Source organism: Pseudomonas sp. GL-RE-29 (genome assembly GCF_019947275.1).
GTDB classification, from domain to species: Bacteria; Pseudomonadota; Gammaproteobacteria; order Pseudomonadales; family Pseudomonadaceae; genus Aquipseudomonas; species Aquipseudomonas fluorescens_A.
This window is the reverse complement of the sequence record NZ_JAGYGD010000015.1, coordinates 1-24,967: the sequence shown is the minus strand read 5'-3', so window position 1 is coordinate 24,967 and position 24,967 is coordinate 1. Positions and strand designations below refer to the sequence as shown.

General features: G+C 58.9%; 23 protein-coding genes and 1 pseudogene. 12 read left to right on the top strand and 12 right to left on the bottom strand.

The features are described from left to right. Window positions 1–22 precede the first annotated feature (22 nt). Both KGB21_RS29600 and KGB21_RS14220 read right to left on the bottom strand, forming a co-directional pair. Window positions 23–790 (bottom strand): annotated as a pseudogene (locus KGB21_RS29600) (MCP four helix bundle domain-containing protein); the annotation flags it as partial. A 96-nt stretch (window positions 791–886) separates the two neighbouring features. Then, complete coding sequence (locus KGB21_RS14220) at window positions 887–2,188, bottom strand: MFS transporter (RefSeq protein ID WP_223505456.1); 1,302 nt, start codon at window positions 2,186–2,188, stop codon at window positions 887–889. Between the two features lie 330 nt (window positions 2,189–2,518). On the opposite strand from KGB21_RS14220, the gene quiC reads away from it, so the two are divergent. Both quiC and KGB21_RS14210 read left to right on the top strand, forming a co-directional pair. Beyond that, the gene (gene quiC / locus KGB21_RS14215) at window positions 2,519–4,420 is read left to right on the top strand and encodes a 3-dehydroshikimate dehydratase QuiC (RefSeq protein ID WP_223505455.1); all 1,902 of its coding nucleotides are present in this window, start codon (window positions 2,519–2,521) and stop codon (window positions 4,418–4,420) included. A 102-nt stretch (window positions 4,421–4,522) separates the two neighbouring features. Continuing rightward, the gene (locus KGB21_RS14210) at window positions 4,523–5,200 is read left to right on the top strand and encodes a TetR family transcriptional regulator (RefSeq protein ID WP_223505454.1); all 678 of its coding nucleotides are present in this window, start codon (window positions 4,523–4,525) and stop codon (window positions 5,198–5,200) included. A gap of 94 nt (window positions 5,201–5,294) precedes the next feature. On the opposite strand, the gene KGB21_RS14205 is transcribed toward KGB21_RS14210, so the two are convergent. The 3 genes from KGB21_RS14205 to KGB21_RS14195 all read right to left on the bottom strand — a co-directional run bounded on the left by KGB21_RS14205 (window position 5,295) and on the right by KGB21_RS14195 (window position 7,714). Further along, entirely contained in the window at window positions 5,295–6,149 is an 855-nt protein-coding gene (locus tag KGB21_RS14205; protein WP_223505453.1) for a shikimate dehydrogenase, read from the bottom strand. Between the two features lie 5 nt (window positions 6,150–6,154). Then, window positions 6,155–6,595 (bottom strand): type II 3-dehydroquinate dehydratase, encoded by a 441-nt coding sequence (gene aroQ / locus KGB21_RS14200; RefSeq protein WP_034148190.1) that lies wholly within the window; start codon window positions 6,593–6,595, stop codon window positions 6,155–6,157. Between the two features lie 207 nt (window positions 6,596–6,802). Continuing rightward, entirely contained in the window at window positions 6,803–7,714 is a 912-nt protein-coding gene (locus tag KGB21_RS14195; protein WP_034148191.1) for a LysR family transcriptional regulator, read from the bottom strand. 119 nt (window positions 7,715–7,833) lie between these two features. On the opposite strand from KGB21_RS14195, the gene KGB21_RS14190 reads away from it, so the two are divergent. Then, window positions 7,834–8,040: a tautomerase family protein gene (locus KGB21_RS14190; RefSeq protein ID WP_034148192.1), complete on the top strand. Its 207-nt coding sequence runs from the start codon at window positions 7,834–7,836 to the stop codon at window positions 8,038–8,040. A 178-nt stretch (window positions 8,041–8,218) separates the two neighbouring features. Here the strand turns inward: KGB21_RS14190 and trmA are convergent, their stop codons facing one another. Together trmA and KGB21_RS14180 are read right to left on the bottom strand one after the other, a co-directional pair. Then, complete coding sequence (trmA, locus tag KGB21_RS14185) at window positions 8,219–9,298, bottom strand: tRNA (uridine(54)-C5)-methyltransferase TrmA (protein WP_034148193.1); 1,080 nt, start codon at window positions 9,296–9,298, stop codon at window positions 8,219–8,221. Next, complete coding sequence (locus KGB21_RS14180) at window positions 9,295–10,590, bottom strand: NCS2 family permease (protein WP_034148194.1); 1,296 nt, start codon at window positions 10,588–10,590, stop codon at window positions 9,295–9,297. The genes trmA and KGB21_RS14180 overlap by 4 nt, the downstream gene beginning before the upstream one ends. A gap of 220 nt (window positions 10,591–10,810) precedes the next feature. Here KGB21_RS14180 and KGB21_RS14175 point away from each other — a divergent pair, with 220 nt between their 5' ends. Both KGB21_RS14175 and KGB21_RS14170 read left to right on the top strand, forming a co-directional pair. Then, on the top strand, window positions 10,811–11,251 hold the full coding sequence (locus tag KGB21_RS14175) for a DUF4879 domain-containing protein (RefSeq protein WP_034148274.1): 441 nt from the start codon (window positions 10,811–10,813) through the stop codon (window positions 11,249–11,251). Window positions 11,252–11,318: 67 nt separating this feature from the next. Continuing rightward, window positions 11,319–11,870 carry a DJ-1 family glyoxalase III gene (locus KGB21_RS14170; protein WP_034148195.1) on the top strand — a complete coding sequence of 184 codons (552 nt, stop codon included), beginning with the start codon at window positions 11,319–11,321 and terminating at the stop codon, window positions 11,868–11,870. Here KGB21_RS14170 and KGB21_RS14165 read toward each other — a convergent pair. Beyond that, window positions 11,867–13,114 carry an MFS transporter gene (locus tag KGB21_RS14165; protein ID WP_034148196.1) on the bottom strand — a complete coding sequence of 416 codons (1,248 nt, stop codon included), beginning with the start codon at window positions 13,112–13,114 and terminating at the stop codon, window positions 11,867–11,869. The two genes, KGB21_RS14170 and KGB21_RS14165, sit on opposite strands and share 4 nt — an antisense overlap. 512 nt (window positions 13,115–13,626) lie before the next feature. On the opposite strand from KGB21_RS14165, the gene KGB21_RS14160 reads away from it, so the two are divergent. The 3 genes from KGB21_RS14160 (at window position 13,627) to KGB21_RS14150 (ending at window position 16,328) form a co-directional block, all read left to right on the top strand. After that, entirely contained in the window at window positions 13,627–15,063 is a 1,437-nt protein-coding gene (locus tag KGB21_RS14160) for a cytochrome ubiquinol oxidase subunit I (protein WP_034148197.1), read from the top strand. Window positions 15,064–15,066: 3 nt separating this feature from the next. Beyond that, a complete protein-coding gene (cydB, locus tag KGB21_RS14155) occupies window positions 15,067–16,074 on the top strand; it encodes a cytochrome d ubiquinol oxidase subunit II (RefSeq protein ID WP_034148198.1) in 1,008 nt (335 codons plus the stop codon). A gap of 86 nt (window positions 16,075–16,160) precedes the next feature. Then, on the top strand, window positions 16,161–16,328 hold the full coding sequence (locus tag KGB21_RS14150) for a DUF2474 domain-containing protein (RefSeq protein WP_080757943.1): 168 nt from the start codon (window positions 16,161–16,163) through the stop codon (window positions 16,326–16,328). Window positions 16,329–16,400: 72 nt separating this feature from the next. Here the strand turns inward: KGB21_RS14150 and KGB21_RS14145 are convergent, their stop codons facing one another. Together KGB21_RS14145 and KGB21_RS14140 are read right to left on the bottom strand one after the other, a co-directional pair. Then, complete coding sequence (locus KGB21_RS14145; RefSeq protein WP_223505452.1) at window positions 16,401–17,525, bottom strand: methyltransferase; 1,125 nt, start codon at window positions 17,523–17,525, stop codon at window positions 16,401–16,403. A gap of 163 nt (window positions 17,526–17,688) precedes the next feature. Beyond that, complete coding sequence (locus tag KGB21_RS14140) at window positions 17,689–18,420, bottom strand: helix-turn-helix transcriptional regulator (RefSeq protein WP_223505451.1); 732 nt, start codon at window positions 18,418–18,420, stop codon at window positions 17,689–17,691. Between the two features lie 352 nt (window positions 18,421–18,772). On the opposite strand from KGB21_RS14140, the gene KGB21_RS14135 reads away from it, so the two are divergent. Further along, complete coding sequence (locus KGB21_RS14135; protein ID WP_034148201.1) at window positions 18,773–19,549, top strand: ferredoxin--NADP reductase; 777 nt, start codon at window positions 18,773–18,775, stop codon at window positions 19,547–19,549. Between the two features lie 37 nt (window positions 19,550–19,586). Here the strand turns inward: KGB21_RS14135 and mscL are convergent, their stop codons facing one another. Beyond that, window positions 19,587–20,009, bottom strand: coding sequence for a large-conductance mechanosensitive channel protein MscL (gene mscL, locus KGB21_RS14130; protein ID WP_034148202.1), 423 nt, complete (start codon window positions 20,007–20,009; stop codon window positions 19,587–19,589). A gap of 597 nt (window positions 20,010–20,606) precedes the next feature. On the opposite strand from mscL, the gene radA reads away from it, so the two are divergent. Next, entirely contained in the window at window positions 20,607–21,974 is a 1,368-nt protein-coding gene (gene radA / locus KGB21_RS14125; RefSeq protein WP_034148203.1) for a DNA repair protein RadA, read from the top strand. 99 nt (window positions 21,975–22,073) lie between these two features. Here radA and KGB21_RS14120 read toward each other — a convergent pair whose 3' ends face one another. Beyond that, entirely contained in the window at window positions 22,074–22,442 is a 369-nt protein-coding gene (locus KGB21_RS14120; protein WP_034148204.1) for a PilZ domain-containing protein, read from the bottom strand. A 161-nt stretch (window positions 22,443–22,603) separates the two neighbouring features. Between KGB21_RS14120 and KGB21_RS14115 the strand changes: the two genes are divergently transcribed. Further along, entirely contained in the window at window positions 22,604–24,670 is a 2,067-nt protein-coding gene (locus KGB21_RS14115; RefSeq protein ID WP_223505450.1) for a carbon starvation CstA family protein, read from the top strand. A 14-nt stretch (window positions 24,671–24,684) separates the two neighbouring features. Next, window positions 24,685–24,882, top strand: a complete 198-nt coding sequence (locus KGB21_RS14110; RefSeq protein ID WP_007895266.1) for a YbdD/YjiX family protein — start codon at window positions 24,685–24,687, stop codon at window positions 24,880–24,882. Window positions 24,883–24,967: the final 85 nt, after the last annotated feature.

Genomic DNA, 24,967 nt, shown 5'->3' with positions numbered 1-24,967 from the left:
GTTGCAGGGTTTCGCGCAGGCTGGTTTGCATGATCGACAGGGCAGTGAGCAGGCGCGCGGTCTCGTCGGCGCCGTGGCTCTGGATCGGCGTGCCGAGATCGCCAGCGGCCACTTGCTCGGCCACCGCCACGGCCTGACGGATCGGCACCACGATGCTGCGAATCAACAGCCAAGCGAGGAGAGCGGTCAGCAACGACACGGCGATCAACGCGCCGATTACCGTGACTTTAACCTGGGAATAGAGCGTATCGGCCTGCTGTGCCGACTGACTGACCTGGTTGGCGGTGAGTGCCACCAGCTCGGCGAACTGGTCACCGGTCTGGGTCGAGTACTCCTGGATCTTTCCGTTAAGCAGCGCAGTCATTTCTTCCAGGCGATTGGCCTGCGACAGGGTCTCGTATTGCGCCAGCGCCTGACGGTAACTGCTGACCGTCGCGACGAACTTTTCGTACGGCACGCGGTTGTAGTCACCTACGAGCGGGGTGAATTTTTCCAGGGCTTGTTCGAGCCAGCCTTGCACTTGATGCAGGCGCGTGACGGTGGCGTCTAGCACTTTTGGCTCGCGGTTCAGCGCCATGCGCAAACTGAGCACACGGATGCTCAGGACGTAGTCGCGGATTTCCCCGAGATAGCGGGTGCTGGGCAGGGAAACGTTCTCGGTGTGTTGGCCGGTGGCGCGCACTTGGGCGACTTGCTTGAGGGCGAACAAGCCTTGCAACAGAACCAGCAGGGCGATGAGGCCGAAGCTGATCACGGCGCGTTTGGCGATGCTCAGGTGACCTGGCGACATGGTTTGACTTCCTTGGCATTGAGCGAAAGGGTGAATTCATAAAACGCAGGCACAAAAAAAGCGCAGGCCCGAAACCGGGCCTGCGCCGAGGGAACATCAGTCTTCGATTTTCGGAATCTTGCGCGGTGCCATGAAGTACATCCAGGTCAGCGCAATGAAGTACATCGCCGGAATCATGGTGAACAGCACGGTGTAGTTGTTGTTGGTGATAGTCAGGATGTGGCCGACCAGTTGGGTCATGAACATCCCGCCAATCGCGGCACACATGCCGCCGAAGCCGAACACCGTACTCATCATGTGCTTGGGCGTGTAGTCCATCACCAGGCTCCAGATGTTCGCGGTCCAGGCCTGGTGCGCACCGATGGCCAAGGAGATGGCGGCCACTGCGACCCACAGGTTGCTGGAGCCGGCCGCCATGATCACGCCGATGATGCAGCAGGCGAACAGGAACATGGACATCAGTCGCGCCTTGATCGGGTTGACACCGCGGCCGATCAGGAACGAGGACAGAATCCCGCCACCGACACTGCCGAAGTCGGCGGTGAGGTAGATGATGATCAGCGGGATACCCATTTGGGTCACGTTGATGCCCAGGTTGTATTGCTGATTGAGGAACGGTGGCAGCCAGTACAGGTAGAACCAGAACACCGGCGCGGTGATCGAGTAGGCGAGGGCAAAGGCCCAGGTGCCGCGCATGCGCAGGATTTTCGAGAACGGTACGCGGGTTTGTTCCGGTTCGACTTCGTTCTGGATGTAGTCCAGTTCCGACTGTTTGACGCTCGGGTGATCTTCCGGGTTGAAGTACTTCAGGCCCCAGAACAGCAACCAGATCCCGCCCAGTGACGCCATGCACAGGAACGCGGCCTGCCAGCCCCACACGTGAAGGATCAGCGGCAGCAGCATCGGGGTGAACATTGCGCCGACGTTGGTCCCGGCGTTGAAAATGCCGGTGGCCACCGCACGTTCACCGGCCGGGAACCACAGGCGAGTGGTTTTCACACAGGCCGGGTAGTTGGCGGCTTCGGTCAGGCCGAGGATGAAGCGGCAGACCATGAAGCCAACCGCCGAAGTAGCCAGGCCATGGGCGCCAGTCGCCAGGCTCCAGAGCAGCACGGCGCAGAAGAACACGCGCTTGACGCCGACCCGGTCGATCAAGCGGCCTTGCAGCACGAAACCGATGGCGTAACCGACCTGGAACCAGAAGTTGATGTTGGCGTAGTCCATCGCCGTCCAGCTCATTTCCTTGGCCAGGATGGGCTGCATGACGCCGAGGGCGGCGCGGTCGATGTAGTTCAGGGTGGTGGCGAAAAACACCAGTGCCAGCATGCCCCAACGGGTCTTGCCGACCGCCATGGCGCCGCGGATTTTGTCGCCGATGCCGCCAGTGGCAGTAGTCATGGAGGAGCGCTCCACGGGAGAACTTTGAGAAGGAGTCATGTAGTCCACCGATTATTTTTATGTGGTGTTCCGGGTCTTTGGTAACCGAGCTGAAGGGTTGTCGACCCGGCTCAATGTGGTGTTGATGTTGAGCAGTGGACGAAAAATCGTCAATTCGCCAAAGGCCATTTCGTTCGATAATCGCACGCAAAACTAACCGGGTAGTACACTTTAAATTGCCGAGAAGGATCGTCAGGCCAATAATTCAATCAAAGCTAAACGCAATCTCCTACAAAGAGCCAAGCGTGCGATGTCCCTAACAAGATTGCCTCCATCACCGGGAGTCGAAATATGCAGCGTTCCATTGCCACCGTATCCTTGAGCGGTACCCTGCCGGAAAAACTCGAAGCCATTGCCGCCGCCGGTTTCGACGGCGTCGAGATTTTCGAAAACGACCTTCTCTACTACGACGGTAGCCCGCGGGAAATTAAACAGATGTGCGCCGATCTCGGGATCGCCATCACCCTGTTTCAACCGTTCCGGGATTTCGAAGGCTGCCGCCGTGACCGTCTGTCGCGCAACCTGGAGCGGGCCGAACGCAAGTTCGACCTGATGCAGGAGCTGGGCACCGACCTGGTGCTGGTGTGCAGCAACGCCTCGGCCGATTCCATCGGTGATGAACAGATTCTGGTCGACGACTTGCGTCTGCTGGCCGAGCACGCCGGCGCGCGAGGCCTGCGCATCGGCTATGAAGCGCTGGCCTGGGGCCGTCACGTAAACACCTATCAACAGGTGTGGAACATCGTCCGTCAGGCCGATCACCCGAGCCTGGGCGTGTTGCTCGACAGCTTCCACACCTTGTCGCTCAAGGGCGACCCGAGCGCTATCGCCGACATTCCTGGCGACAAGATCTTCTTCGTGCAAATGGCCGACGCGCCGATCCTGGCTATGGACGTGCTGGAGTGGAGCCGGCATTTCCGCTGCTTCCCGGGCCAGGGCGAGTTCGATTTGCCGGGTTTCCTCGCGCCGATCATCAAGAGTGGCTATACCGGGCCGCTGTCGCTGGAAATCTTCAACGACGGCTTCCGCGCCGCACCGCCACGGGCCAACGCCGCCGACGGTTTGCGTTCGTTGCTGTACCTCGAAGAGAAAACCCGCGAGCGTCTGGCGCAGGAAGCCAAGCCTGCCGGCCATCCGGAAATTCTGTTCGAGACGCCCAAAGCCAGCGAATACAACGGCATCGAGTTTCTCGAATTTGCCGTGGACGAAAGCCTCGGTGCCAAACTCTCCCATTGGCTGGAACGCCTGGGCTTCGTCAAGGCCGGCCAGCATCGCTCCAAGAGCGTCAGCCTGTTGCGTCAGGGCGATATCAACCTGATTCTCAACTCCGAGCCTTATTCATTCGGCCACAGCTTTTTCGAGGCGCACGGTCCATCGCTGTGCGCCACGGCCGTGCGGGTCAAGGACAGCGCCAGTGCCTTGGCTCGGGCCGTGGCCTACAAAGGTCAGCCGTATCGCGGATTGGTCGGCCCCAATGAACTGGAACTCGCCGCTGTACGCGCGCCGGATGGCAGCCTGATTTACCTGGTGGATCAGGACGCCGACGTCTACGGCACCGACTTCAATCTGCAGCCGAACGCAGTGAGCACTGGCGGCCTCAAGCGCATCGACCACATGGCCATGGCGCTGCCGGCCGACAGCCTCGACAGTTGGGTGCTGTTCTACAAGAGCCTGCTGGATTTCGAGGCCGACGACGAAGTGGTGTTGCCCGACCCGTATGGTCTGGTGAAGAGCCGTGCACTGCGCAGTCGAGACAGCTCGATTCGCCTGCCACTGAACATTTCCGAGAACCGCAACACCGCGATCTCACACGCGCTGTCGAGTTATCGCGGTTCCGGCGTGCATCACATCGCCTTCGATTGCGACGATATCTTTGCCGAAGTCAGTCGTGCGAAAGAGGCGGGCGTACCGCTGCTGGATATCCCGCTCAATTACTACGACGACCTGGCCGCGCGCTTCGATTTCGACGACGAGTTCCTCAGCGAACTGGCTTATTACAACGTGCTGTACGACCGCGATGCCCAGGGTGGCGAACTGTTCCACGTTTATACCGAGCCGTTTGAAGGGCGATTCTTCTTTGAGATCATCCAGCGCAAGAGCGGCTATGCCGGTTACGGTGCGGCCAACGTCGCGGTACGACTGGCGGCCATGGCCAAATCCCGCAGTGGTGCCGTCCGTCAGGCAAAGTTGTAGGAAATTCGTAACCGCGGGGGTAATCCGCTGCCGCACGGCTTCCTTCAGTGTGCGGCGCAGCCCATAATCGCCAGCCTGTGCAGTGACGGCCGTGAGCCCGCAATGACGATAATTCCAGAACTCTCCGTAACGCCCGACCAGCCGCTTGCCGAGCCGCGCAAGAGTCGCAAGAACAACCCGGAAAAGACCCGCGAAAATATCCTGCAAGAGGCTATTGTCGAGTTTGTGCAGCAGGGGCTTTCCGGCGCTCGCGTCGATGCGATCGCCGAGCGTATCCATACCTCCAAGCGCATGATCTATTACTACTTCGGCAGCAAGGAACAGCTCTACGTCGAGGTGCTTGAGAAACTCTACGGCGACATCCGCAATACCGAAAACCGCCTGCATCTGGCCGAACTGGCACCGGTAGAGGCGATTCGTCGGTTGGTGGAATTTACCTTCGATCACCATGACCGCAATGTCGATTTCGTGCGTATCGTCAGCATCGAGAACATTCACAACGCCGAATTTGTGAAGCGCTCCGATGCGATCAAGGCGATGAACAACACCATCCTCGATTCACTGGGCGAAATTTTGCGTCGCGGTGCCGAGGAAGGGTTGTTCCGCACCGGGCTTGATCCGTTGGACGTGCATTTGCTGATCAGCTCGTTCTGCTTCTATCGCGTCTCGAACCGCCATACCTTTGGTGAGATTTTTCAGATCGACTTGCCGGACGAAAGCATCAAGCAGCGTCATCGGGAGATGATTTGCGAGTCCGTTCTGCGATATCTGCAGGCCTGATTCAGCTGTGTGAAGCGCCTTTGTAGGAGCCGGCTTGCTGGCGATTGCGTCTGTACGATCGCCATCGCCAGCGAGCCGGCTCCTACAGGTTACGTCAGCCATTCATGCTCTGAAAATGCGCCAGCATCCGCTGAACATCCGGCACCACGCCGCTGAACAATTCGAACGCTTTCACCGCCTGAAACACAGCCATGTTGCCGCCATCCAGGGTGCGGCAGCCCAGGGCGCGGGCGTTGCGCAGCAGTTCGGTTTCCAGCGGAAAGTAAACAATCTCCGCCACCCACAGCTCCGCCCGCAGCAACTCCACAGGCACGGGCATGCCCGGCAGTTTTTTCATGCCCATGGGCGTGGTGTTCACCAGGCCGTCAGCCTCGGCCAGCGTCAGTGCCAGGTCGTGACCGGCCACTGCGCGGCCGCTGCCGAAATGCTGATTCAGATTGTCCGCCAGGCTCTGCGCACGGCTGATTTCCACGTCGAAAATGCTCAGCTGTTGTACGCCTTCGCTCAATAACGCGTGGGCCACTGCCGCACCAGCGCCACCGGCGCCCATTTGGACGACGCGCTCAACGGCAACGCCCTGCAAGCCACGGCGAAAACCTTCGGCAAAGCCCAGGCAATCGGTGTTGTGGCCGATGCGTTTGCCGTCCTTCAGCACCACGGTGTTTACCGCACCAATACCCCGGGCTTCTGGCGACAATTCGTCGAGCAGCGGGATGATCGCCTGCTTGCACGGAAACGTAATGTTCAGGCCGGTGAAATTCATGCGTTCGGCAGCCATCAGCAGGTCGGGCAGGGCGTTGCAGTCGAGTTTCAGTTGATCGAGGTCGATCAGGCGATAGAGGTAACGCAAACCCTGGGCATCGCCTTCATGCTCGTGCAACGCCGGGGTGCGAGAAGCCTGGATGCCGGCGCCGATCAGTCCGGCCAATACCGTTTGGTTCTGATTCATGACGTTCAACCCTTCAGACGTTGGCTGAAATGCTCCAGTGCCAGGCGATAGCCATGGCTGCCGAAACCGGCCAGTACCGCGGTGGCAATGCCCGAGACGAAGGAGTGATGACGGAACGGTTCGCGGGCGTGGACGTTGGACAGGTGCACTTCGATCACCGGCAATTCGCTGGCAACCAGCGCATCACGGATCGCCACCGAGGTGTGGGTCCAGGCTGCCGGGTTGATCACGATCCCGGCGCAACGCTTGCGGGCGGCGTGAATCCAGTCGAGCAATTCGCCTTCGTGGTTGGTCTGGCGAAACTCCACTGCCAGGCCGAACTCTTCTGCGGCGCGGCCGCACATGGCGGAAATATCAGCCAGGGTTTCGTGGCCGTAAGTCGCCGGTTCACGGGTGCCCAGCAGATTCAGATTCGGGCCGTTGAGCACCAGAATGATGGGGGACATCGAACTTTCTCCACTTATTATTTTTGGCGTTGGCCGAGGTTTTCAGCCTGTGGAGATAAATTGTACTAGCTAGTTAGTTTGGTCAATTGAAGAGGCGGTTAGTGGGCGTATTGTGTGCGGTGATCGGACATAAAAAGATCGCAGCCTACGGCAGCTCCTACATTTGAAACGCGTTCCCCTGTAGGAGCTTTCGCAGGCTGCGATCTTTTAACGAGGCAAATGCTCAACCAAAAAATCAATGAAGGCCCGCAATCGCAGAGGCATATGCCGGCTCTGCGGATAAAGCAAAGTAAACGGCCGCGAGCGCCCGCCATAAGGCTTTAGCACTTCCACCAGCGAACCATCGGCCAATTCCTTCTCGACGATAAAGCGATAGGTTTGAAACAACCCCGCCCCGTGTTTCGCCAGGGTCACGCCACCCAATACATCGTCGGAGCAGCTGAAGTTGCCCTCGGCCAGAATCTCCCTCTCAACTCCGTTGTCATTGAACAACCAGGCAATGCGCCGGCCGCTGCTGGGCAGTTCGTACTGAATGCATTCGTGCTGTTGCAAGTCGTCGAGGGTTTGCGGCGTGCCGGCACGCTTGAGGTAGTCCGGGCTGGCAATCATCACCAGCACGCCGTCTTCGAGTTGCCGCGCGATCAGGCCGGAATCCGGAATCGCGCGGACGCGAATGGCCATGTCATAGCCTTCACCGACGAAATCGATATTGCGGTTGCTGATGTGCGACTCGACCTTCACCGCCGGAAACCGCGCACGAAACGCTGGCAGCAACGGCAGGATTCGATGGTGGGCGTAGGTGGTCGGAATACTGATACGCAAGGTCCCGGAAGGCACTTGCTGCTGACCCATGACTTCGCGCTGGGCTTCGACCAGTTGCGCCAGTGCCTGTCGGCATTCCTCGTAATAGCGACGACCGCTGTCAGTCAATTTGACGCTGCGGGTGGTACGGGCGAACAATCGCACGCCCAGGCGTTCTTCCATGCGTGACACCGAACGGCTCACCGCGGCCGGGGTGACACCCGCTACCAGCGCCGCCGCGGTGAAGCTGCCAGCTTCTGCGGCCAGGCAGAACAGTTCGATGCTGCCCAGCTGAAGATCGTCAAATTGTCGCTGCATGATTGATTACACCGGGGATCAAATGAAGTGTCTGAATCAGTATTTATCAGATGCCGGCACACAGATACAGTGAGTTCACGTGGTAAGCCTTTCTTAATCAGCCGAGCAGGAGAAGAAGCATGCCTTTCGTCAGCGTACGTATCACCCGTGACGGCGTTACCCGGGAGCAGAAAGCCCAGGTCATCGCTGAAATCACCGAGACTTTGCAACGCGTCCTCGGCAAGCCGCCGGAACTGACCCACATCGTGATCGAGGAAATCGATACGGATAACTGGGGATACAAGGGCATTACCACGACCGAGTTTCGAAAAAATCAGCCGGGGTGATCCGATAAAGCAACCTGTAGGAGCTGCCGCAGGCTGCGATCTTTTGACTTTGATTTTTTAAAGCAAGATCAAAAGATCGCAGCCTGCGGCAGCTCCTACAGGGATTGGATCGTTTTTCGGGATTACGCCGACAAAAAAGCCGTCGTGATGACGGCTTTTTTGTGTCTGGCATCTGCAATCAGCGCCGGGTCAACAACACCCCGGATTCCATGTGATGGGTCCACGGGAACTGGTCGAACATCGCGCATTGGGTGATGCGGTGGGTGTCGTGCAGTTGGGCGATGTTGGCCGCCAGGGTTTCCGGGTTGCAGGAAATGTACAGGATGTTGTCGAAGCGACGAGTCAGCTCGCAGGTGTCCGGGTCCATGCCGGCGCGGGGCGGGTCGACGAAGACGCTGCCGAATTCGTAGCTCTTGAGATCGATGCCGTGCAGGCGGCGGAACGGCCGCACTTCGTTCAGCGCTTCGGTCAGTTCCTCGGCGGACAGCCGGACCAGCGTGACGTTATCCACAGCGTTTTCGCTGAGGTTGCTCAAGGCTGCGTTGACCGAAGTCTTGCTGATTTCGGTGGCCAGCACTTTGCGCACACGGGTGGCGAGCGGCAGGGTGAAGTTGCCATTGCCGCAATACAACTCCAGCAAGTCGTCCGGACGATCGCCGAGCGCGTCGTACGCCCAATTCAGCATCTTCTGGTTCACCGTGCCGTTGGGCTGGGTGAACGCGCCTTCCGGCTGGCGGTAGCTGAAGGTGCGGCCGCCGACTTCCAGCTTCTCGACCACATAATCATGACCGATGACTTCGCGCTTGCCCTTGGAGCGGCCGATGATGCTGACGTTCAGGTCCGTCGCCAGCTTTGAGGCTGCTGCATGCCAGTGCTCATCCAGCGGACGGTGATAACACAGGGTAATCATCGCATCGCCGGCCAGGGTGGTCAGGAACTCCACCTGAAACAGCTTGTGGCTCAACGCCGAACTGGCTTGCCATGCGGCCTTGAGCTGCGGCATCAACTGGTTGATGCGCAGGCTGGCGATCGGGAATTCTTCGATCAGGATCGGCGTGCGTTTGTCTTCCTGGGAAAACATCGCGTAGTGACGCTCGCCGGCTTCGCGCCACAGTCGGAATTCGGCGCGCAGACGGAAGTTCTGCAGCGGCGAATCAAAGACGCTCGGCTGCGGTGCATCGAACGGGGCCAGCAGGTCACGCAAACGCGTGACCTTTTCTTCGAGCTGAACGGCGTAGGCCTGGGAATCAAAAGTCATGCGTTGAACCAACCCAGTTTGATCACGAACAGAATCGACAGGATCACCAGCGCCGGGTTCAGCTCACGGCCGCGACCGGACATCAACTTGATGGCGGTCCAGGCAATGAAACCGAAAGCGATGCCATTGGCGATGGAGTAAGTGAACGGCATCGCCAGGGCGGTGATCACCACCGGCGCGGCAACGGTGATGTCGTCCCAGTCTATTTCGGCCAGACCGGATGTCATCAGCACGGCGACGAACAGCAGGGCCGGTGCAGTGGCGAAAGCAGGAACGCTGGCGGCCAGTGGCGAGAAGAACAGCGCCAGCAGGAACAGGAACGCAACGACAACGGCGGTCAGGCCGGTGCGGCCACCGGCACTCACGCCGGCGGCGGATTCGATGTAGCTGGTGGTGGTCGAGGTGCCCAGCAGGGAACCGGCCATGGCGGCAGTGCTGTCGGCGATCAGCGCACGGCCCATTTTCGGCATGTGGCCGTCCTTGCCCATCAGGCCGGCGCGCTTGGCGACGCCGATCAGGGTGCCGGAGTTGTCGAACAGGTCAACGAACAGGAAGGCGAAGATCACGCTGACCAGACCGATGTCCAGTGCGCCCTTGATGTCCAGTTGCAGGAAGGTCGGGGCCAGCGAAGGCGGCATCGACATCACGCCACCGAATGGAGTGAAGCCCAAGGCGATGGAAGCGATGGTCACCACCAGAATGCCGATCAGCACCGCACCGCGCACGGCAAGGGCTTCAAGCGCGACAATCAGGGCAAAGCCGAGGGTGGCGAGAATCGGAGCCGGTTGTTTCAGGTCGCCGAGGCCAACCATGGTCGCCGGGTTGCTGACCACGATACCGGCGTTGTGCAGGGCAATCAGTGCCAGAAACAAACCGATACCGGCAGCAATCGCCGAGCGCAGCGGCAGCGGGATGCTGTTGATGATCCATTCACGGATGCGGAAGATCGACAGCAGGAAGAAGCACACGGCCGAGATGAACACCGCACCCAGCGCCACTTGCCAGGTGTGGCCCATGTGCAGGACCACGGTGTAGGTGAAGAAGGCGTTCAGGCCCATGCCCGGTGCGAGGGCGATCGGGTAGTTGGCGATCAGGCCCATGACCGTCGAGCCGATGGCGGCTGCCAGGCAGGTGGCGACGAACACCGCGCCCTTGTCCATACCGGTCTCGCCGAGGATGCTCGGGTTGACGAACAAAATGTAGGCCATGGCCAAAAAGGTCGTGACGCCCGCCAGAATCTCGGTGCGTACGTTGGTGTTGTGTGCCTTGAGTTGAAACAGCCTTTCCAGCATGTCTGCTCCCCGTGGCGCGCCCGGCGCCGTGAATGTATCGACCTCAACAGCAAAGCACAGACCACTGCAGGCGCCCGGGAATTTTCTGTGGGTCGGAAAAAGCCGCGCATCATACCAGTAGCACAGGGTTATGGCTGCTTATGGCGGTGATCGTCGTCGATGTTTTGCGTTTAACCCAAACCGGCCATACTGCGCGCTGGTTTTGGGGATGGGTTTTTGCATGAAAAAGCGTCTGTTGATCAGCTTGGCGATTTTGATGGCCTTGGGGACTCAGTCAGCCCTGGCGGCATCTGCTGCGCCATTGACCCAAGTGAAAGTGCTCAAGGTTGAATCGCCGGCCTGTGGCTATGAAGACATTGCCGAAGGGCAGGAACAGACGCGCTGCAATCACACCGGCCCGAACATCCGGATTTTCGTGCTGGAAGTTGGCTACGGTCGCAAGGCGCACGTTGCCCTGGATGGTTTTGACGTCAACGGAACACGTACGCCGGTCTGTGCTTTTGATAACGGCAACCTGACCGAATGCAGCGTCGGTAAAAAAACCGTCGGCTATCTCTATATCTTCGATCTGGCGGGCAAGCAGGAAGGCACCTTTACCTTCAGCAACACGTCGATCAACGCGCCGGGCAACACCATGTCGACGCAGCTTTACATCAAGTAACGGCTGGGCTCGAACAAGGGCAGGGAAAGCTGACTACGCTTTAAAGATCATTCCGTGGATTGCACTCATGACCTTTAGAGCTTTGATTACCCTCGCCGAGGGCATCGATGATCTGCAAGCAGTGACCCTGGTCGATGTGCTACGCCGCGCCAAAGTGGAAGTGGTAGTGGCCAGCATCGAAGGGCGACGCATGCTCACCTGCGCCCGCGGCACTCGCCTGACGACCGATGCGATGCTGGTGGATTTGCTGGCCCAGCCATTCGATCTGATCGTTCTGCCCGGCGGTGCCGTCGGGGCGCAGCATTTGGCAGCCCATCAACCCTTGCAACAACTGATCAAGGATCAGGCCGCAGCCGGTCGCCTGTTCGCCGGCATCGCCGAAGCCCCGGCACTGGCGCTGCAAGCCTTTGGCGTATTGCGCCAGCGACGCATGACGTGCCTGCCGTCGGCCAGCCATCAACTGTCTGGCTGCAACTTTGTCGACCAACCGGTGGTGGTCGATGGCAACTGCATCACCGCCCAAGGCTCGGGCGCCGCGCTGGCGTTTGCCCTGACGCTGGTGGAACAGCTCTGCGGCAAAGCCGCGCGGGCGGCGGTGGCGGGGGAGTTGGTGGTTTAGACGGCGTCAGCCTTCACCTCTTCCTTCGGCACATGCATCCGGTCGCGGTTGGCCAGGGTCGGGAAGAGTTTGATCCAGGTTCCGGTCACCACCAGCGTACCGATGCCGCCCATGACCACCGCCGGCACGGTGCCGAACCAGTGGGCGGTCAGGCCGGATTCGAATTCGCCTAACTGGTTGGAAGCGCCGATGAACAGACCGTTGACGGCGCTGACCCGACCGCGCATTTCGTCCGGGGTTTCCAGTTGTACGAAAGACGCACGGATCACCATGCTGATCATGTCTGCCGCGCCCAGCACCACCAGCACGGCCAGGGAGAACCAGAACGAGGTCGACAGACCGAAGGCGATAGTCGCCACGCCGAACACACCCACGGCGGTGAACATCACCCGCCCGACGTTGCGTTCCACGGCAAATCGCGCGAGGAACAGCGACATCAATAGCGCCCCCACCGCCGGTGCCGATCGTAGCAGCCCCAGGCCCCACGGGCCGGTCAGCAGAATGTCCTTCGCGAATACCGGCAGCAACGCCGTCGCGCCACCGAGCAGGACGGCGAACAGATCGAGGGAAATCGCCCCGAGGATGTCCGGACGGCTGCGAATGAAGCGAATGCCGGCCAGCAGCGAATCCAGAGTGGCCTTGCCCTTGTTCAGCGGCGTTTGCCGGGCGGGCAGGTTGAGCATCAGCGAACAAGCAATGATGTACAGGATCACCGTCGGGCCGTAGACCCAGACGCTGCCGAAGGCATAGAGCAAACCGCCGAGGGCCGGGGCGACGATGGTCGCCGATTGCTGGGCCGATTGCGCGGCGGCAACAGCGCGGGGGAACAGCGCGCTGGGGACGATACTCGGCAACAAGGCCTGAGTGGTCGGCATTTCGAAGGAACGGGCGGCGCCCAGCAGGAACGCGAGGATGAAGATCATTTCCCGGGTGACATGGTCGGTCGCGCTGCCGATGGCCAGCGACAGGGCGATCAACGCCTGCACGGACTGGCAGATCGCTGCGACCTTGCGCCGGTCATAGCGGTCGGCGACATGCCCGGTGTGCAGCATGAACAGCACCCGCGGCGCGAACTCCACCAGCCCGACCAGGCCTAGATCCAGCACGTTGCCGGTCAGCTGGTAGAGGTTCCAGCCAATGGCCACGGTGAGCATCTGAAAACCGCTGGCGGTAAAAACCCGTGCCAGCCAAAAGGCGATGAAAGGGCGGTGATGACGTAACAGCAAGGGCTCTTGGCTGGGCATTTGAGGGCAGATCTGCGGGAGGGGAAGGGCGAGATTATCACCAACCTGTAACAGGAAGTTGCGGTGACAGAAAATTTAGTTAGCTAGGTACCGATCATCTGCTGGGCCAGATTCCTGTGGCGAGGGCGCTTGCTCCCGTCAGGCTGCGAAGCGGCCTCAAACCCTGACATTTCGGCGCTTCAGGTAAACCGCATTTATCGATATGACGACTGCTGCGCAGTCGAGCACGAGCAAGCTCGCTCGCCACAGTAAATACCACAGCCCTATGAGGCAACTTGTCACGCGGCAAAAGACCACGCGGTTCATCCCCGGAAATGGGACTACTCTTTCAACGTTGCTTGATCCAGATCAAAACCCTCCGCAGGAATTGGTTTGGTGGCCGTAAGGCCAGACTCCCTGCGTTGTGATGCGTAGAAAAAAAGAACAAATAGAGATTCGCCGCACTCCATATTCGTGGGGCCGAGGATGCAGGCCTCCAGCCGGCAGCCGTACTACCTGACAGAGGAAGACTTATGTTCGGTTTAGAGGCACTTGATCTCGCCCGAATTCAGTTCGCGTTCACCATCTCATTCCACATCCTGTTCCCTGCCATCACCATTGGCCTGGCGAGTTACCTGGCGGTACTTGAAGGCTTGTGGCTGAAAACCCATAACGATACTTACCGTGACCTCTACCATTTCTGGTCGAAGATCTTTGCCGTCAACTTCGGCATGGGTGTGGTGTCCGGTCTGGTCATGGCCTATCAATTCGGCACCAACTGGAGCCGCTTCTCCGACTTCGCCGGTTCCGTGACCGGGCCGCTGCTGACATACGAAGTGCTGACTGCTTTCTTCCTGGAGGCCGGTTTCCTCGGCGTCATGTTGTTTGGCTGGAACAAGGTCGGGCGCGGCTTGCACTTCTTCGCCACGGTCATGGTCGCCATCGGCACGCTGATCTCGACCTTCTGGATTCTCGCGTCCAACAGCTGGATGCAGACCCCGCAAGGCTTCGAAATCATCAACGGTCAGGTCATCCCCACCGACTGGCTCGCAGTGATCTTCAACCCGTCGTTCCCGTATCGCCTGATGCACATGGCCACGGCGGCGTTCGTCGCGACCGCATTCTTCGTCGGGTCCTCGGCGGCCTGGCATTTGCTGCGCGGCAAGGACAACCCGGCGATCCGCACCATGCTCTCGATGGCGATGTGGATGGCGCTGATCGTGGCGCCGATCCAGGCAGTCATCGGTGACTTCCACGGCCTCAATACACTCGAGCACCAACCGGCAAAAATCGCCGCGATCGAGGGCCACTGGGAAAACAAAGGCAACGAGGCGACGCCGTTGATACTGTTCGGCTGGCCGGACATGAAAGAAGAGAGAACCAAATTCGCCGTCGAGATCCCGTACCTGGGCAGTCTGATCCTGACCCACTCGCTGGACAAACAGGTGCCGGCGCTCAAGGAATTCCCGCCGGAAGACCGGCCGAATTCGACCATCGTGTTCTGGTCGTTCCGGATCATGGTCGGCCTCGGTTTCCTGATGATCTTCACCGGGTTGTGGAGCCTGTGGCTGCGCAAGCGCGACAAGCTGTATACCTCGCGCCCGTTCCTGTACCTGGCGTTGTGGATGGGGCCGTCCGGCCTGGTTGCGATTCTCGCCGGCTGGTTCACCACTGAAATCGGTCGTCAGCCGTGGGTGGTCTACGGATTGATGCGCACGGCGGATGCGTCGTCCAACCACAGCTTCATGCAGATGAGCATCACCTTGATCCTGTTTGTGGTGGTGTATTTCGCGCTGTTCGGTGCCGGTCTGGGCTACATGATGCGCCTGGTGCGCAAAGGGCCGAAGATCGACGAAGGCAAGGAAACCAACGACGGTGGCCCCGGCCAGAAACGCACACCGGCGCGTCCGCTCTCCGCAGCCGATGACGAGCATGCCGATACCGACCACGTCGTGACCAAGGAGATTTGAATCATGGGTATTGATCTTCCGCTGATCTGGGCCGTGATCATCATCTTCGGCATCATGATGTACGTCGTCATGGACGGATTCGACCTGGGCATCGGGATTCTTTTCCCGTTCATCCCCGGCAAGACCGATCGCGACGTGATGATGAACACCGTCGCCCCGGTCTGGGACGGCAATGAAACCTGGCTGGTATTGGGCGGAGCGGCATTATTCGGCGCTTTCCCGCTGGCCTATTCGGTGGTGCTCTCGGCGTTGTACCTGCCGCTGATTTTCATGCTGATCGGGCTGATCTTCCGCGGTGTGGCGTTCGAGTTCCGCTTCAAGGCCAAGGACGACAAGCGCCACCTCTGGGACAAGGCGTTCATCGGTGGTTCGGTGGCCGCGACGTTCTTCCAGGGTGTGGCACTGGGCGCTTTCATTGATGGCTTGCCGGTGGTCAATCGCCAGTTCGCCGGTGGCTCACTCGACTGGTTGACGCCGTTCACCATGTTCTGCGGTGCCGCGCTGGTGGTGGCCTATGCGCTGCTTGGCTGCACCTGGCTGATCATGAAAACCGAAGGCAAACTGCAGGAGCAGATGCACGACCTGGCGCGGCCACTGGCGTTTGTTCTGTTGGCGGTGATTGGCGTCGTCAGCATCTGGACCCCACTGGCCCACGCCGAAATCGCCGCTCGCTGGTTCACCCTGCCAAACCTGTTCTGGTTCCTGCCGGTACCGATTCTGGTGTTGGTGACCTTGTACGGCCTGATCCGCGCAGTGGCTCGCAACGCGAATTACACACCGTTCCTGCTGACGCTGGTGTTGATCTTCCTCGGCTACAGCGGTTTGGGCATCAGCCTGTGGCCGAACATCGTGCCGCCGTCGATCTCGATCTGGGACGCCGCCGCGCCGCCACAAAGCCAGGGCTTCATGCTGGTGGGCACGCTGTTCATCATCCCGTTCATCCTGGGCTACACCTTCTGGAGCTACTACGTGTTCCGCGGCAAGGTCACCCACGAAGATGGCTACCACTAGGCTGCAGCGCAAGAAAATGTGGGAGCGAGCCTGCTCGCGATGGCGTCCTCAAAGGCGCCATCTATCCTTACTGGAGGATTGAAGCAATGACCAACAAACCATCCCTGCACGACATTCAACAAGCCGAAAAAAAACCGCTGTGGCAGCGGCTCGGCTGGCTGGCCATGATCTGGGCTGGCAGCGTCGGTGCACTGTTCATCGTCGCCAGCCTGATGCGGATGTTCATGAACGCTGCTGGCCTGACGACTCACTGATAGACCTGACATCCCATCCCGTTGCCTTGCAGCACGGATTGACAACCCTCCTGACGGAGGGTTTTTTTGTCGTTATTTGCGGGCTTTGAGAATCACGAATTTCGGTGTGGCCGCCACTTGCTCGACACCGCGGAACAAGCGCGCGAGTTTGCTGTGATAACCCAAGTGGCGGTTGCCGACGATGTACAGCGCACCGCCCACCACCAGCGCATCCCGTGCTTGCTGGAACATGCGCCAGGCGAGGAAGTCGCCGACCACTTGTTGCTGGTGAAAGGGAGGATTGCACAGCACCACGTCCAGCGACTGCGGTTCCTGCCCGGCGAGTCCATCGCCGGCGCGCACGGTCACCTCCCGGTCACCCAGCGCCGCATGCCAGTTTTCGGCGGCCGATTGCACCGCCATGAACGATTCGTCCACCAGCGTGTAATGGGCGTCGGGGTTTTGCAGCGCACTGGCGATAGCCAGCACACCGTTGCCGCAACCGAGGTCAGCGACCCGTGCTGAACCGAGGCCTTTCGGCAAGTGCGGTAAAAACGCCCGCGTGCCGATATCCAGGCCTTCACGGCAGAACACGTTGGCGTGGTTAAGCAATTCGATCGCAGGTGTGTCGAGGCGATAGCGGGTCGGGTAGGGCGATGTGACCGGTGCTTTGGCTTCAGCGGTGGCAATCAGCAGTCGGGCCTTCTTCACCGCCAGCGAGGCTTGAACCGGGCCGATATAGCGCTCCAGCAGATCACCTGCGGCACGTGGCAGGTGCTTGATCATCGCGCCGGCAATCACTTGTGCGCCGGGTGCCAGTTGGCCTTGCAGGCGGATCAGTTGTTCTTCGAGCAGCGCCAGTGTCTTCGGTACCCGGATCAGCACCCGATCAAATGGCCCCGCCAGGGCTTCACTGGACGGTATGTGCGTTACCGCATCAAACGCCATTCCATTGCGGGCGAGATTCTTTTCCAATCCCTGAGCGGCCAGAAACGAATCGCCGCTGCTGACCACGTTGACCTTGCCCGCCAGGCTGGCGGCCAAAGCGCCGAAACTGTCATTCAGTACCAGCACCCGCAGCTCGGCCGCAGGCTGCTGTTCGGCCAGATGACTGAGCAGGTACTCATCTGCCGCGTCAAAGGCTTGCAGGGGTTCGTTCTGCTGTTCGGGCTGGCGGATCAGGTCGAGGCTGGCGAAAGGGGTTTCGAGCAGTGGCATGGGGTGGGGCTCAGGGTAATCAACGGGGTATCCCGCGGCCAGAGGCGTCTTGCGGGCGGGGCCGCCCGAGCGGACTTCGTCGCGGGAGTTCACACGACATCACTCAGGATGGGACCGCGAATGGTACGTTTTTTTGAGTCGGATTACCCGCAGGTTTTTCTGCTCAGCGCATCGCTCCGCTGTTGAGATAGCCGGCCTTGACGGCGGCGATGACGGCCGAAACCTTGTTGTTGACCCCCAGTTTGCGAATGGCTTCCTGGACATGGAAATTGATGGTGCGTGCGCTGAGATTGAGAATTCTGGCGCTCTCATAGGCCGTTTTGCCATCCGCTGCCAGTTTCAATACGTCGACTTCCCTTGGCGATAAATGCGGCGCAGCCGGTTTGGCAGGTGCCTTGGGCAGCGTTTGCGCAATCAATTTATGCAGGTGATGCCCAATGAACACGGAGAAACCGAGATTCTCATACAGCTCCCAGGCGCTGACCGGGCAGTGGCTTCTCGCCAGGCTCAGAATGCTGCACAGGCCGGTTTCCTCGTCATGAACGGCTTGGGACCAGCCATGCTGTAATCCTTTGGTTTCCATGGCATCCCATAGAAAGGGTGCATTGCTGAAAAGTTCTTCACTCCAAAGAATGGGGAGTACGGAATGATTGCAATGCGCCACTACCGGGTCGCTCGCAGCGTACTTCTTTTTCTCGTATTCAGTGTTCCAGTCGGTTGGATAATTGTTGAACCGAAGAGTATGAAACTGCTCATTTTTTGTTGGGTAACTTGTTGAAAAGGCGAAAAATTTGAACCCGATGTTTTTCGCGAAACTCAATGAGATTCTGTAGGCACTCTCCATTTCGGTTGTATCGGATAACTGTATAAGTTGCAGCTCCTTCCACCGTTCCATTATGGACTCCATCTATAAAATGATGCTTAAAGGGCGCATTGGATCCAACGGGTCTGCGCGAGCTGGAGTGTAGGATGTTTCCTATGGTCACGTTGAGAATTTTTTGTTTTGTTCGAGTTTTGTAAAGCAGTATCCGGTTCTAATCCCATGGCAGAAAAAAGATAACTTGTATGTCGATACTAATCTCATCGCGTTCCCCTCACGATTAACTGTTTGGTTAGCAAATTACTTGCTAATTATTTTCCAAAACAAATGAGAATAAGAGTCCTTGTCTAAAAAGCACTACAAAACATCGGTGTTTATGGCGTCCTCTTTGCGAGACACTGCGGCTATTCGTTGAACGGAGCCGCCCATGACTGCCAGTGAAGAGAAATTTACTCGCCAGACCTTGCTGGACGTCCAGCCACTGACGCCGAACCTGTTTACCCTGCGCGCCACCAGGGACAAGGGCTTTCGATTTCGCGCGGGGCAATTTGCACGCCTGGGTGTGACCAAAGCTGACGGCAGCACGGTTTGGCGCGCCTATTCGATGGTTTCATCGCCCTTTGACGAGTTTCTCGAGTTCTTCTCCATTGTGGTTCCGGGTGGTGAGTTCACCAGTGAACTGAGTCGGCTGGACGTCGGCGATACGTTGCTGGTTGATCGCCAGGCCTATGGCTACCTGACGCTCGATCGTTTCGTCGACGGACGGGATCTGTGGTTGTTATCCACAGGCACGGGGATCGCGCCATTTTTGTCGATCCTGCAGGACTTCGAGGTATGGGAAAAATTCGAACGAATCATTCTTGTCTACAGCGTTCGTGAGTCCCGCGAGCTGGCGTATCAAGAACTGATCGCCGGGCTGACGCAGCGCGACTACCTGGCGGAATACGCGCACAAGTTGCAGCTCATCAACACAGTCACGCGTGAGCAACATCCCGGCGCCCTGAATGGACGGATTACGACGTTGATCGAAAATGGCGAGCTGGAGCGAGCGGCCGGAGTGGCGCTGACGCCCGAGCATTCGCGGGTCATGCTGTGCGGCAACCCACAAATGATCGATGACACGCGCAAGTTGCTCAAACAGCGCGACATGCATTTGAGTCTCAGCCGACGGCCCGGTCAGGTGGCCGTGGAAAACTTCTGGTAAAAAAAAACGGCGCCAGAGGGCGCCGTTTTCTGTTCCGCTAAAGCGGTCCAGGCCGATTGTTCTGGGCCTTGAGCAGGTCGCGAATTTCCCCGAGCAGTTCTTCTTCTTTAGTCGGAACCGGCGGCAGGGTAGGAGCGACGGCTTCTTCACGCTTCAGTTGGTTGATGGCTTTGATGCCCATGAAGATCGCGAAGGCGACGATGATGAAGTCGATCAGGCTCTGGATGAATTTACCGTACGCCAGCACCACCGCCGGGGCGTCGCCGCTGGCAGCTTTGAGCGTAATGGCCAGGTCACTGAAGTCCACCCCACCGATCAACAGCCCGATTGGCGGCATGATCACGTCACCGACAAACGAGGTGACGATCTTGCCGAAGGCGGCGCCGATGATGATGCCGACGGCCATGTCGATCACGTTGCCTTTGACCGCGAAGGCCTTGAACTCACTTATCACGCCCATAGGTTATTTCCTTGTTACAGATGAGGTTGGTGGAACGCAGTGTAAATCAGCAAAACGCATCTTGCTCGACACACCAGCTTACAGAGTCGCCTGCTATCGACCTGCATTGCGCGAAAAAGTTTACAAAGTGCCATCACTGCGGAGCGAGCAAGATTGAGGGCGACGACCAGTTCTCGTAATGACGATTAGTGGTCGCCTACCTTCTTTATCTGCGACCAAAGTGACTTTTTTCGAGGGAAATCGAAGTTTGCTAAAGTCAGGGGGAAATGAAACTCCATTTGCAAGATTGCGAGTTTGATCGCAAAGGCTGAGTTGTATTTAAATCGAGGGTGAGTGCGTATGTTGCTTTGATAGTGGCTAATTGATAGTTGCCTATATATAGGTTGTACGAATTGGTTTAAATCGTCACGGGTTTGTATAGGTTAATTAGCAGCGTCCCGAGCATTGCTGGGAAAGTTTGTACAGGATGTAATCATGAAGCCTGGGTAGGACGGTAAAATTATTGAAGGAAGTTGTATGTTTTAAATCGGTTCGGTAACTCCGCCGCGCTGACCCGGTCCACCTGCGCTATCATCGCGGTTTTTGCCGGGAGTTCAGATGGCCAAGGCCAAGCGCATGTACGGCTGCACCGAGTGCGGCTCAACCTTCCCGAAGTGGGCCGGCCAGTGCAGTGAATGCGGCGCCTGGAACACCCTGACCGAAACCATGGTGGAAAGTGGCGGGGCAGCGGCGCCGAGCGGCCGCACCGGTTGGACTGGTCAGCAGGCGCAGATCAAGACCCTGGCCGAAGTCAGTGTCGAGGAGATTCCACGCTTTTCCACGGCGTCCAGCGAGCTGGATCGAGTGCTGGGTGGTGGCTTGGTCGACGGTTCGGTGGTGCTGATCGGTGGTGACCCCGGTATCGGCAAGTCGACCATTCTGTTGCAGACCTTGTGCAACCTCGCCAAGGTCATGCCGGCGCTGTACGTCACCGGCGAAGAGTCCCAGCAGCAAGTGGCCATGCGCGCCCGCCGTCTGGGGTTGCCTCAGGATCAACTGCGGGTGATGACCGAGACCTGTATCGAAACCATCATCGCCACGGCTCGCCTGGAAAAGCCCAAGGTCATGGTGATCGACTCGATCCAGACGATTTTTACCGAGCAACTGCAATCTGCCCCGGGTGGCGTGTCCCAGGTTCGCGAAAGCGCGGCGCTGCTGGTGCGCTACGCCAAGCAGAGCGGCACGGCGATTTTCCTGGTGGGCCATGTAACCAAAGAAGGTGCGCTGGCCGGTCCCCGCGTTCTGGAGCACATGGTCGACACGGTTCTGTATTTTGAAGGCGAATCCGATGGGCGTTTGCGTCTGCTGCGGGCGGTGAAAAACCGTTTCGGTGCAGTTAACGAACTGGGTGTGTTCGGCATGACCGACAAGGGCCTGAAAGAAGTCTCAAACCCTTCGGCGATTTTTCTGACCCGTGCTCAGGAAGAAGTCCCGGGGAGTGTGGTCATGGCGACGTGGGAAGGGACTCGGCCGATGCTGGTGGAAGTCCAGGCATTGGTGGATGACAGTCATCTGGCCAACCCGCGTCGGGTAACGCTGGGCCTGGATCAGAACCGACTGGCGATGTTGCTGGCGGTCCTGCACCGTCACGGCGGAATTCCTACCCACGATCAGGACGTGTTCCTCAACGTGGTCGGCGGCGTGAAAGTGTTGGAAACGGCTTCCGACCTGGCGTTGATGGCGGCGGTGATGTCCAGCTTGCGCAATCGGCCGCTGCCCCACGATCTGCTGGTGTTCGGTGAGGTGGGACTTTCCGGCGAAGTGCGTCCGGTGCCGAGTGGCCAGGAGCGCCTGAAAGAAGCGGCCAAGCATGGCTTCAAGCGCGCCATCGTGCCGAAGGGCAATGCGCCGAAAGAGGCACCACCGGGGTTGCAGATTATTGCGGTAACCCGGCTTGAACAGGCTCTCGACGCACTCTTCGAATAACCCGATCCCCTGTAGGAGCTGCCGCAGGCTGCGATCTTTTGATTTTGAAAAATCCCAAGATCAAAAGATCGCAGCCTGCGGCAGCTCCTACAACAGCGTTCATGCCTCGATCAGGGCGCCCAGCTCTCGTTCAAGTTCCGCCTGGTCTCCAAGATTGAGCTCGATCAACCGCCGCAGCCGCTCAATGGACTCCAGACTGATGTGCAGGCAGACGAAGCCCAACTGGCCGTGATCTTCGTGGGTCAGATGCACATCCATCCTGATTTCGTTGTCATCGTTCAAATGAATGTCGACTGAAAAATCCTTCTCCCGATCCCCCAGCCATGGCTCCGGACGCTCGATCAGCAAACCCTTGAGAGACAGGTCAATCAGCTTCACCGGCCAGATAAAACCCCCCTGAATCAGCTCGGTTCGGGCATCGAACTCAATACGTTTGAAGCGGCGACGTTCGGCTGGGTGCTCGCTCATGGCGCGATCCTCGGAAATGTACGCTGACTATAGACCGGCATTGTCAGCGGCTGCCAGGACACACAAGCGTCCAGATCAGTGTGGGGGGTATGGCCTTTGCCGTCAGTAGAGCTAAACTCGCAGTGGCTGTCTTTCTTGTCCACTCTGGCTGGAATCATAAAATGAAAAATAATAATAGCCCGCTACGCCATCTGCCCTGGCTGGTGCTGGCAATCATAGGTGCGTGCGCCTTGGGTGTCGTGGCATTGCGCCGAGGTGAGGCAATCAACGCCTTGTGGATTGTGGTCGCGGCAGTGGCCATCTATCTGGTTGCGTATCGCTACTACAGTCTGTTCATCGCCAACCATGTGATGCAACTCGACCCGCGTCGGGCAACTCCCGCCGTACTCAACAATGACGGTCTGGACTACGTTCCAACCAACAAGCATATCCTCTTCGGTCACCACTTCGCGGCCATCGCCGGCGCGGGGCCACTGGTTGGTCCGGTCCTGGCGGCGCAGATGGGCTACTTGCCCGGTACGCTGTGGCTGATTGCCGGTGTGGTGCTGGCGGGTGCCGTTCAGGACTTCATGGTCCTGTTCATGTCCACCCGTCGCAACGGTCGCTCCCTGGGCGACATGGTCCGTGAAGAGATGGGCCGCATCCCTGGCACCATCGCGCTGTTCGGCTGCTTCCTGATCATGATCATCATCCTCGCGGTGCTGGCGCTGATCGTGGTCAAGGCCCTGGCTGAAAGCCCTTGGGGCATCTTCACAGTAATGGCGACCATCCCGATCGCGATGTTCATGGGCATTTACATGCGCTACATCCGTCCGGGTCGCATCGGCGAGATCTCCGTGATCGGTGTATTGCTGCTACTGGGTTCGATCTGGCTGGGCGGGCAGATTGCCGCTGATCCAGTGTGGGCCAAGACGTTCAGCTTCACTGGTGTGCAGATTACCTGGATGCTCATTGGTTACGGTTTCGTCGCTGCCGTTCTGCCGGTGTGGCTGATTCTGGCACCCCGTGACTACCTCTCCACGTTCCTGAAAATCGGCACCATCATCGCCTTGGCAATCGGCATCCTGGTGACCATGCCCGAGCTGAAAATGCCGGCAGTGACCCAGTTCATCGACGGCACCGGACCGGTGTGGAAGGGCGGGTTGTTCCCGTTCCTGTTCATCACCATCGCCTGTGGCGCGGTATCCGGTTTCCATGCACTGATCTCCTCCGGCACCACGCCGAAATTGCTGGATAACGAGGTTAACGCCCGTTACATCGGCTACGGCGGCATGCTGATGGAATCGTTCGTGGCGATCATGGCCATGGTCGCTGCCTCGGTGATCGAGCCAGGCGTGTACTTCGCCATGAACAGCCCGGCCGCCGTGGTCGGCGGTGATGTGGTGGCAGTGGCGCAGGCAGTCAGCGGTTGGGGCTTTGCGATTACTCCGGAAGCCCTGCAGGCGGTGGCCCACGACATCGGTGAGACCACCATCCTGGCCCGTGCCGGCGGTGCGCCGACCTTGGCGGTCGGTATTGCGCAGATCCTGCACAGTGTGTTGCCGGGTGAAAACACCATGGCGTTCTGGTACCACTTCGCGATTCTGTTTGAAGCGCTGTTTATCCTGACGGCGGTGGACGCCGGTACTCGTGCCGGTCGCTTCATGCTGCAAGATTTGCTCGGTTCGTTCGTACCGGCGCTCAAACGCACCGAATCCTGGACCGCCAACCTGATCGCGACCGCCGGTTGCGTGGCCATGTGGGGCTGGCTGCTGTACCAGGGTGTGATCGATCCGCTGGGTGGCATCAACACCTTGTGGCCGCTGTTCGGTATCTCCAACCAGATGCTGGCCGGTATCGCGCTGATGCTCGGCACCGTCGTGCTGATCAAAATGAAACGCCAGCGCTACATCTGGGTGACCTTGGTGCCAGCGACATGGCTGCTGATCTGCACCACCACGGCGGGCTTCATCAAGCTGTTCGACGCCAACCCGGCGATCGGCTTCCTGGCGCTCGCGAAGAAATACAGCGACGCGCTGGCCAACGGTCAGATCCTCGCCCCGGCCAAGGACATCACGCAGATGCAGCACGTGATCTTCAACGCCTATACCAACGCAACACTGACTGCGCTGTTCCTGTTCGTGGTGTTCAGCATCCTGTTCTATGCACTCAAGGTCGGCATTGCCTCCTGGGGTAAAAAAGAACGCACGGATAAAGAATCGCCATTCCAGGCACTGCCGGATGCTTGATCGAGGAATGCAGCATGTTCAATGATCTGAGTCGCCTCGGTAAATACCTCGGTCAGGCCGCGCGCCTGATGGTCGGCATGCCCGACTACGACAATTACGTCGAGCACATGCAAACCAAACACCCGGACAAACCGGTAATGAGCTACGAGATGTTCTTCCGTGAACGTCAGGAAGCCCGTTACGGTGGCAAAGGTGGGCCGAAGTGCTGTTGATGCACGGTACTTAGTCAACACACAACCTCTGTAGGAGCCGGCTTGCTGGCGATGGCGTTCTCGAAATTGCCATCGCCAGCAAGCC

Bases quoted from the DNA above. Each gene is read 5' to 3' on its own strand.
- mscL (WP_034148202.1), bottom strand. From the start codon at position 20,009: ATGGGCGTGATAAGTGAGTTCAAGGCCTTCGCGGTCAAAGGCAACGTG.
- KGB21_RS14190 (WP_034148192.1), top strand. From the start codon at position 7,834: ATGCCTTTCGTCAGCGTACGTATCACCCGTGACGGCGTTACCCGGGAG.
- aroQ (WP_034148190.1), bottom strand. From the start codon at position 6,595: ATGTCCCCCATCATTCTGGTGCTCAACGGCCCGAATCTGAATCTGCTG.
- KGB21_RS14145 (WP_223505452.1), bottom strand. From the start codon at position 17,525: ATGCCACTGCTCGAAACCCCTTTCGCCAGCCTCGACCTGATCCGCCAG.
- KGB21_RS14165 (WP_034148196.1), bottom strand. From the start codon at position 13,114: ATGCCCAGCCAAGAGCCCTTGCTGTTACGTCATCACCGCCCTTTCATC.
- KGB21_RS14120 (WP_034148204.1), bottom strand. From the start codon at position 22,442: ATGAGCGAGCACCCAGCCGAACGTCGCCGCTTCAAACGTATTGAGTTC.
- KGB21_RS14135 (WP_034148201.1), top strand. From the start codon at position 18,773: ATGACTGCCAGTGAAGAGAAATTTACTCGCCAGACCTTGCTGGACGTC.
- KGB21_RS14115 (WP_223505450.1), top strand. From the start codon at position 22,604: ATGAAAAATAATAATAGCCCGCTACGCCATCTGCCCTGGCTGGTGCTG.
- KGB21_RS14150 (WP_080757943.1), top strand. From the start codon at position 16,161: ATGACCAACAAACCATCCCTGCACGACATTCAACAAGCCGAAAAAAAA.
- KGB21_RS14205 (WP_223505453.1), bottom strand. From the start codon at position 6,149: ATGAATCAGAACCAAACGGTATTGGCCGGACTGATCGGCGCCGGCATC.
- KGB21_RS14175 (WP_034148274.1), top strand. From the start codon at position 10,811: ATGAAAAAGCGTCTGTTGATCAGCTTGGCGATTTTGATGGCCTTGGGG.
- KGB21_RS14180 (WP_034148194.1), bottom strand. From the start codon at position 10,590: ATGCTGGAAAGGCTGTTTCAACTCAAGGCACACAACACCAACGTACGC.
- KGB21_RS14110 (WP_007895266.1), top strand. From the start codon at position 24,685: ATGTTCAATGATCTGAGTCGCCTCGGTAAATACCTCGGTCAGGCCGCG.
- radA (WP_034148203.1), top strand. From the start codon at position 20,607: ATGGCCAAGGCCAAGCGCATGTACGGCTGCACCGAGTGCGGCTCAACC.
- KGB21_RS14195 (WP_034148191.1), bottom strand. From the start codon at position 7,714: ATGCAGCGACAATTTGACGATCTTCAGCTGGGCAGCATCGAACTGTTC.
- KGB21_RS14170 (WP_034148195.1), top strand. From the start codon at position 11,319: ATGACCTTTAGAGCTTTGATTACCCTCGCCGAGGGCATCGATGATCTG.
- KGB21_RS14220 (WP_223505456.1), bottom strand. From the start codon at position 2,188: ATGACTACTGCCACTGGCGGCATCGGCGACAAAATCCGCGGCGCCATG.
- KGB21_RS14210 (WP_223505454.1), top strand. From the start codon at position 4,523: ATGACGATAATTCCAGAACTCTCCGTAACGCCCGACCAGCCGCTTGCC.
- cydB (WP_034148198.1), top strand. From the start codon at position 15,067: ATGGGTATTGATCTTCCGCTGATCTGGGCCGTGATCATCATCTTCGGC.
- KGB21_RS14160 (WP_034148197.1), top strand. From the start codon at position 13,627: ATGTTCGGTTTAGAGGCACTTGATCTCGCCCGAATTCAGTTCGCGTTC.
- trmA (WP_034148193.1), bottom strand. From the start codon at position 9,298: ATGACTTTTGATTCCCAGGCCTACGCCGTTCAGCTCGAAGAAAAGGTC.
- quiC (WP_223505455.1), top strand. From the start codon at position 2,519: ATGCAGCGTTCCATTGCCACCGTATCCTTGAGCGGTACCCTGCCGGAA.
- KGB21_RS14140 (WP_223505451.1), bottom strand. From the start codon at position 18,420: ATGGAACGGTGGAAGGAGCTGCAACTTATACAGTTATCCGATACAACC.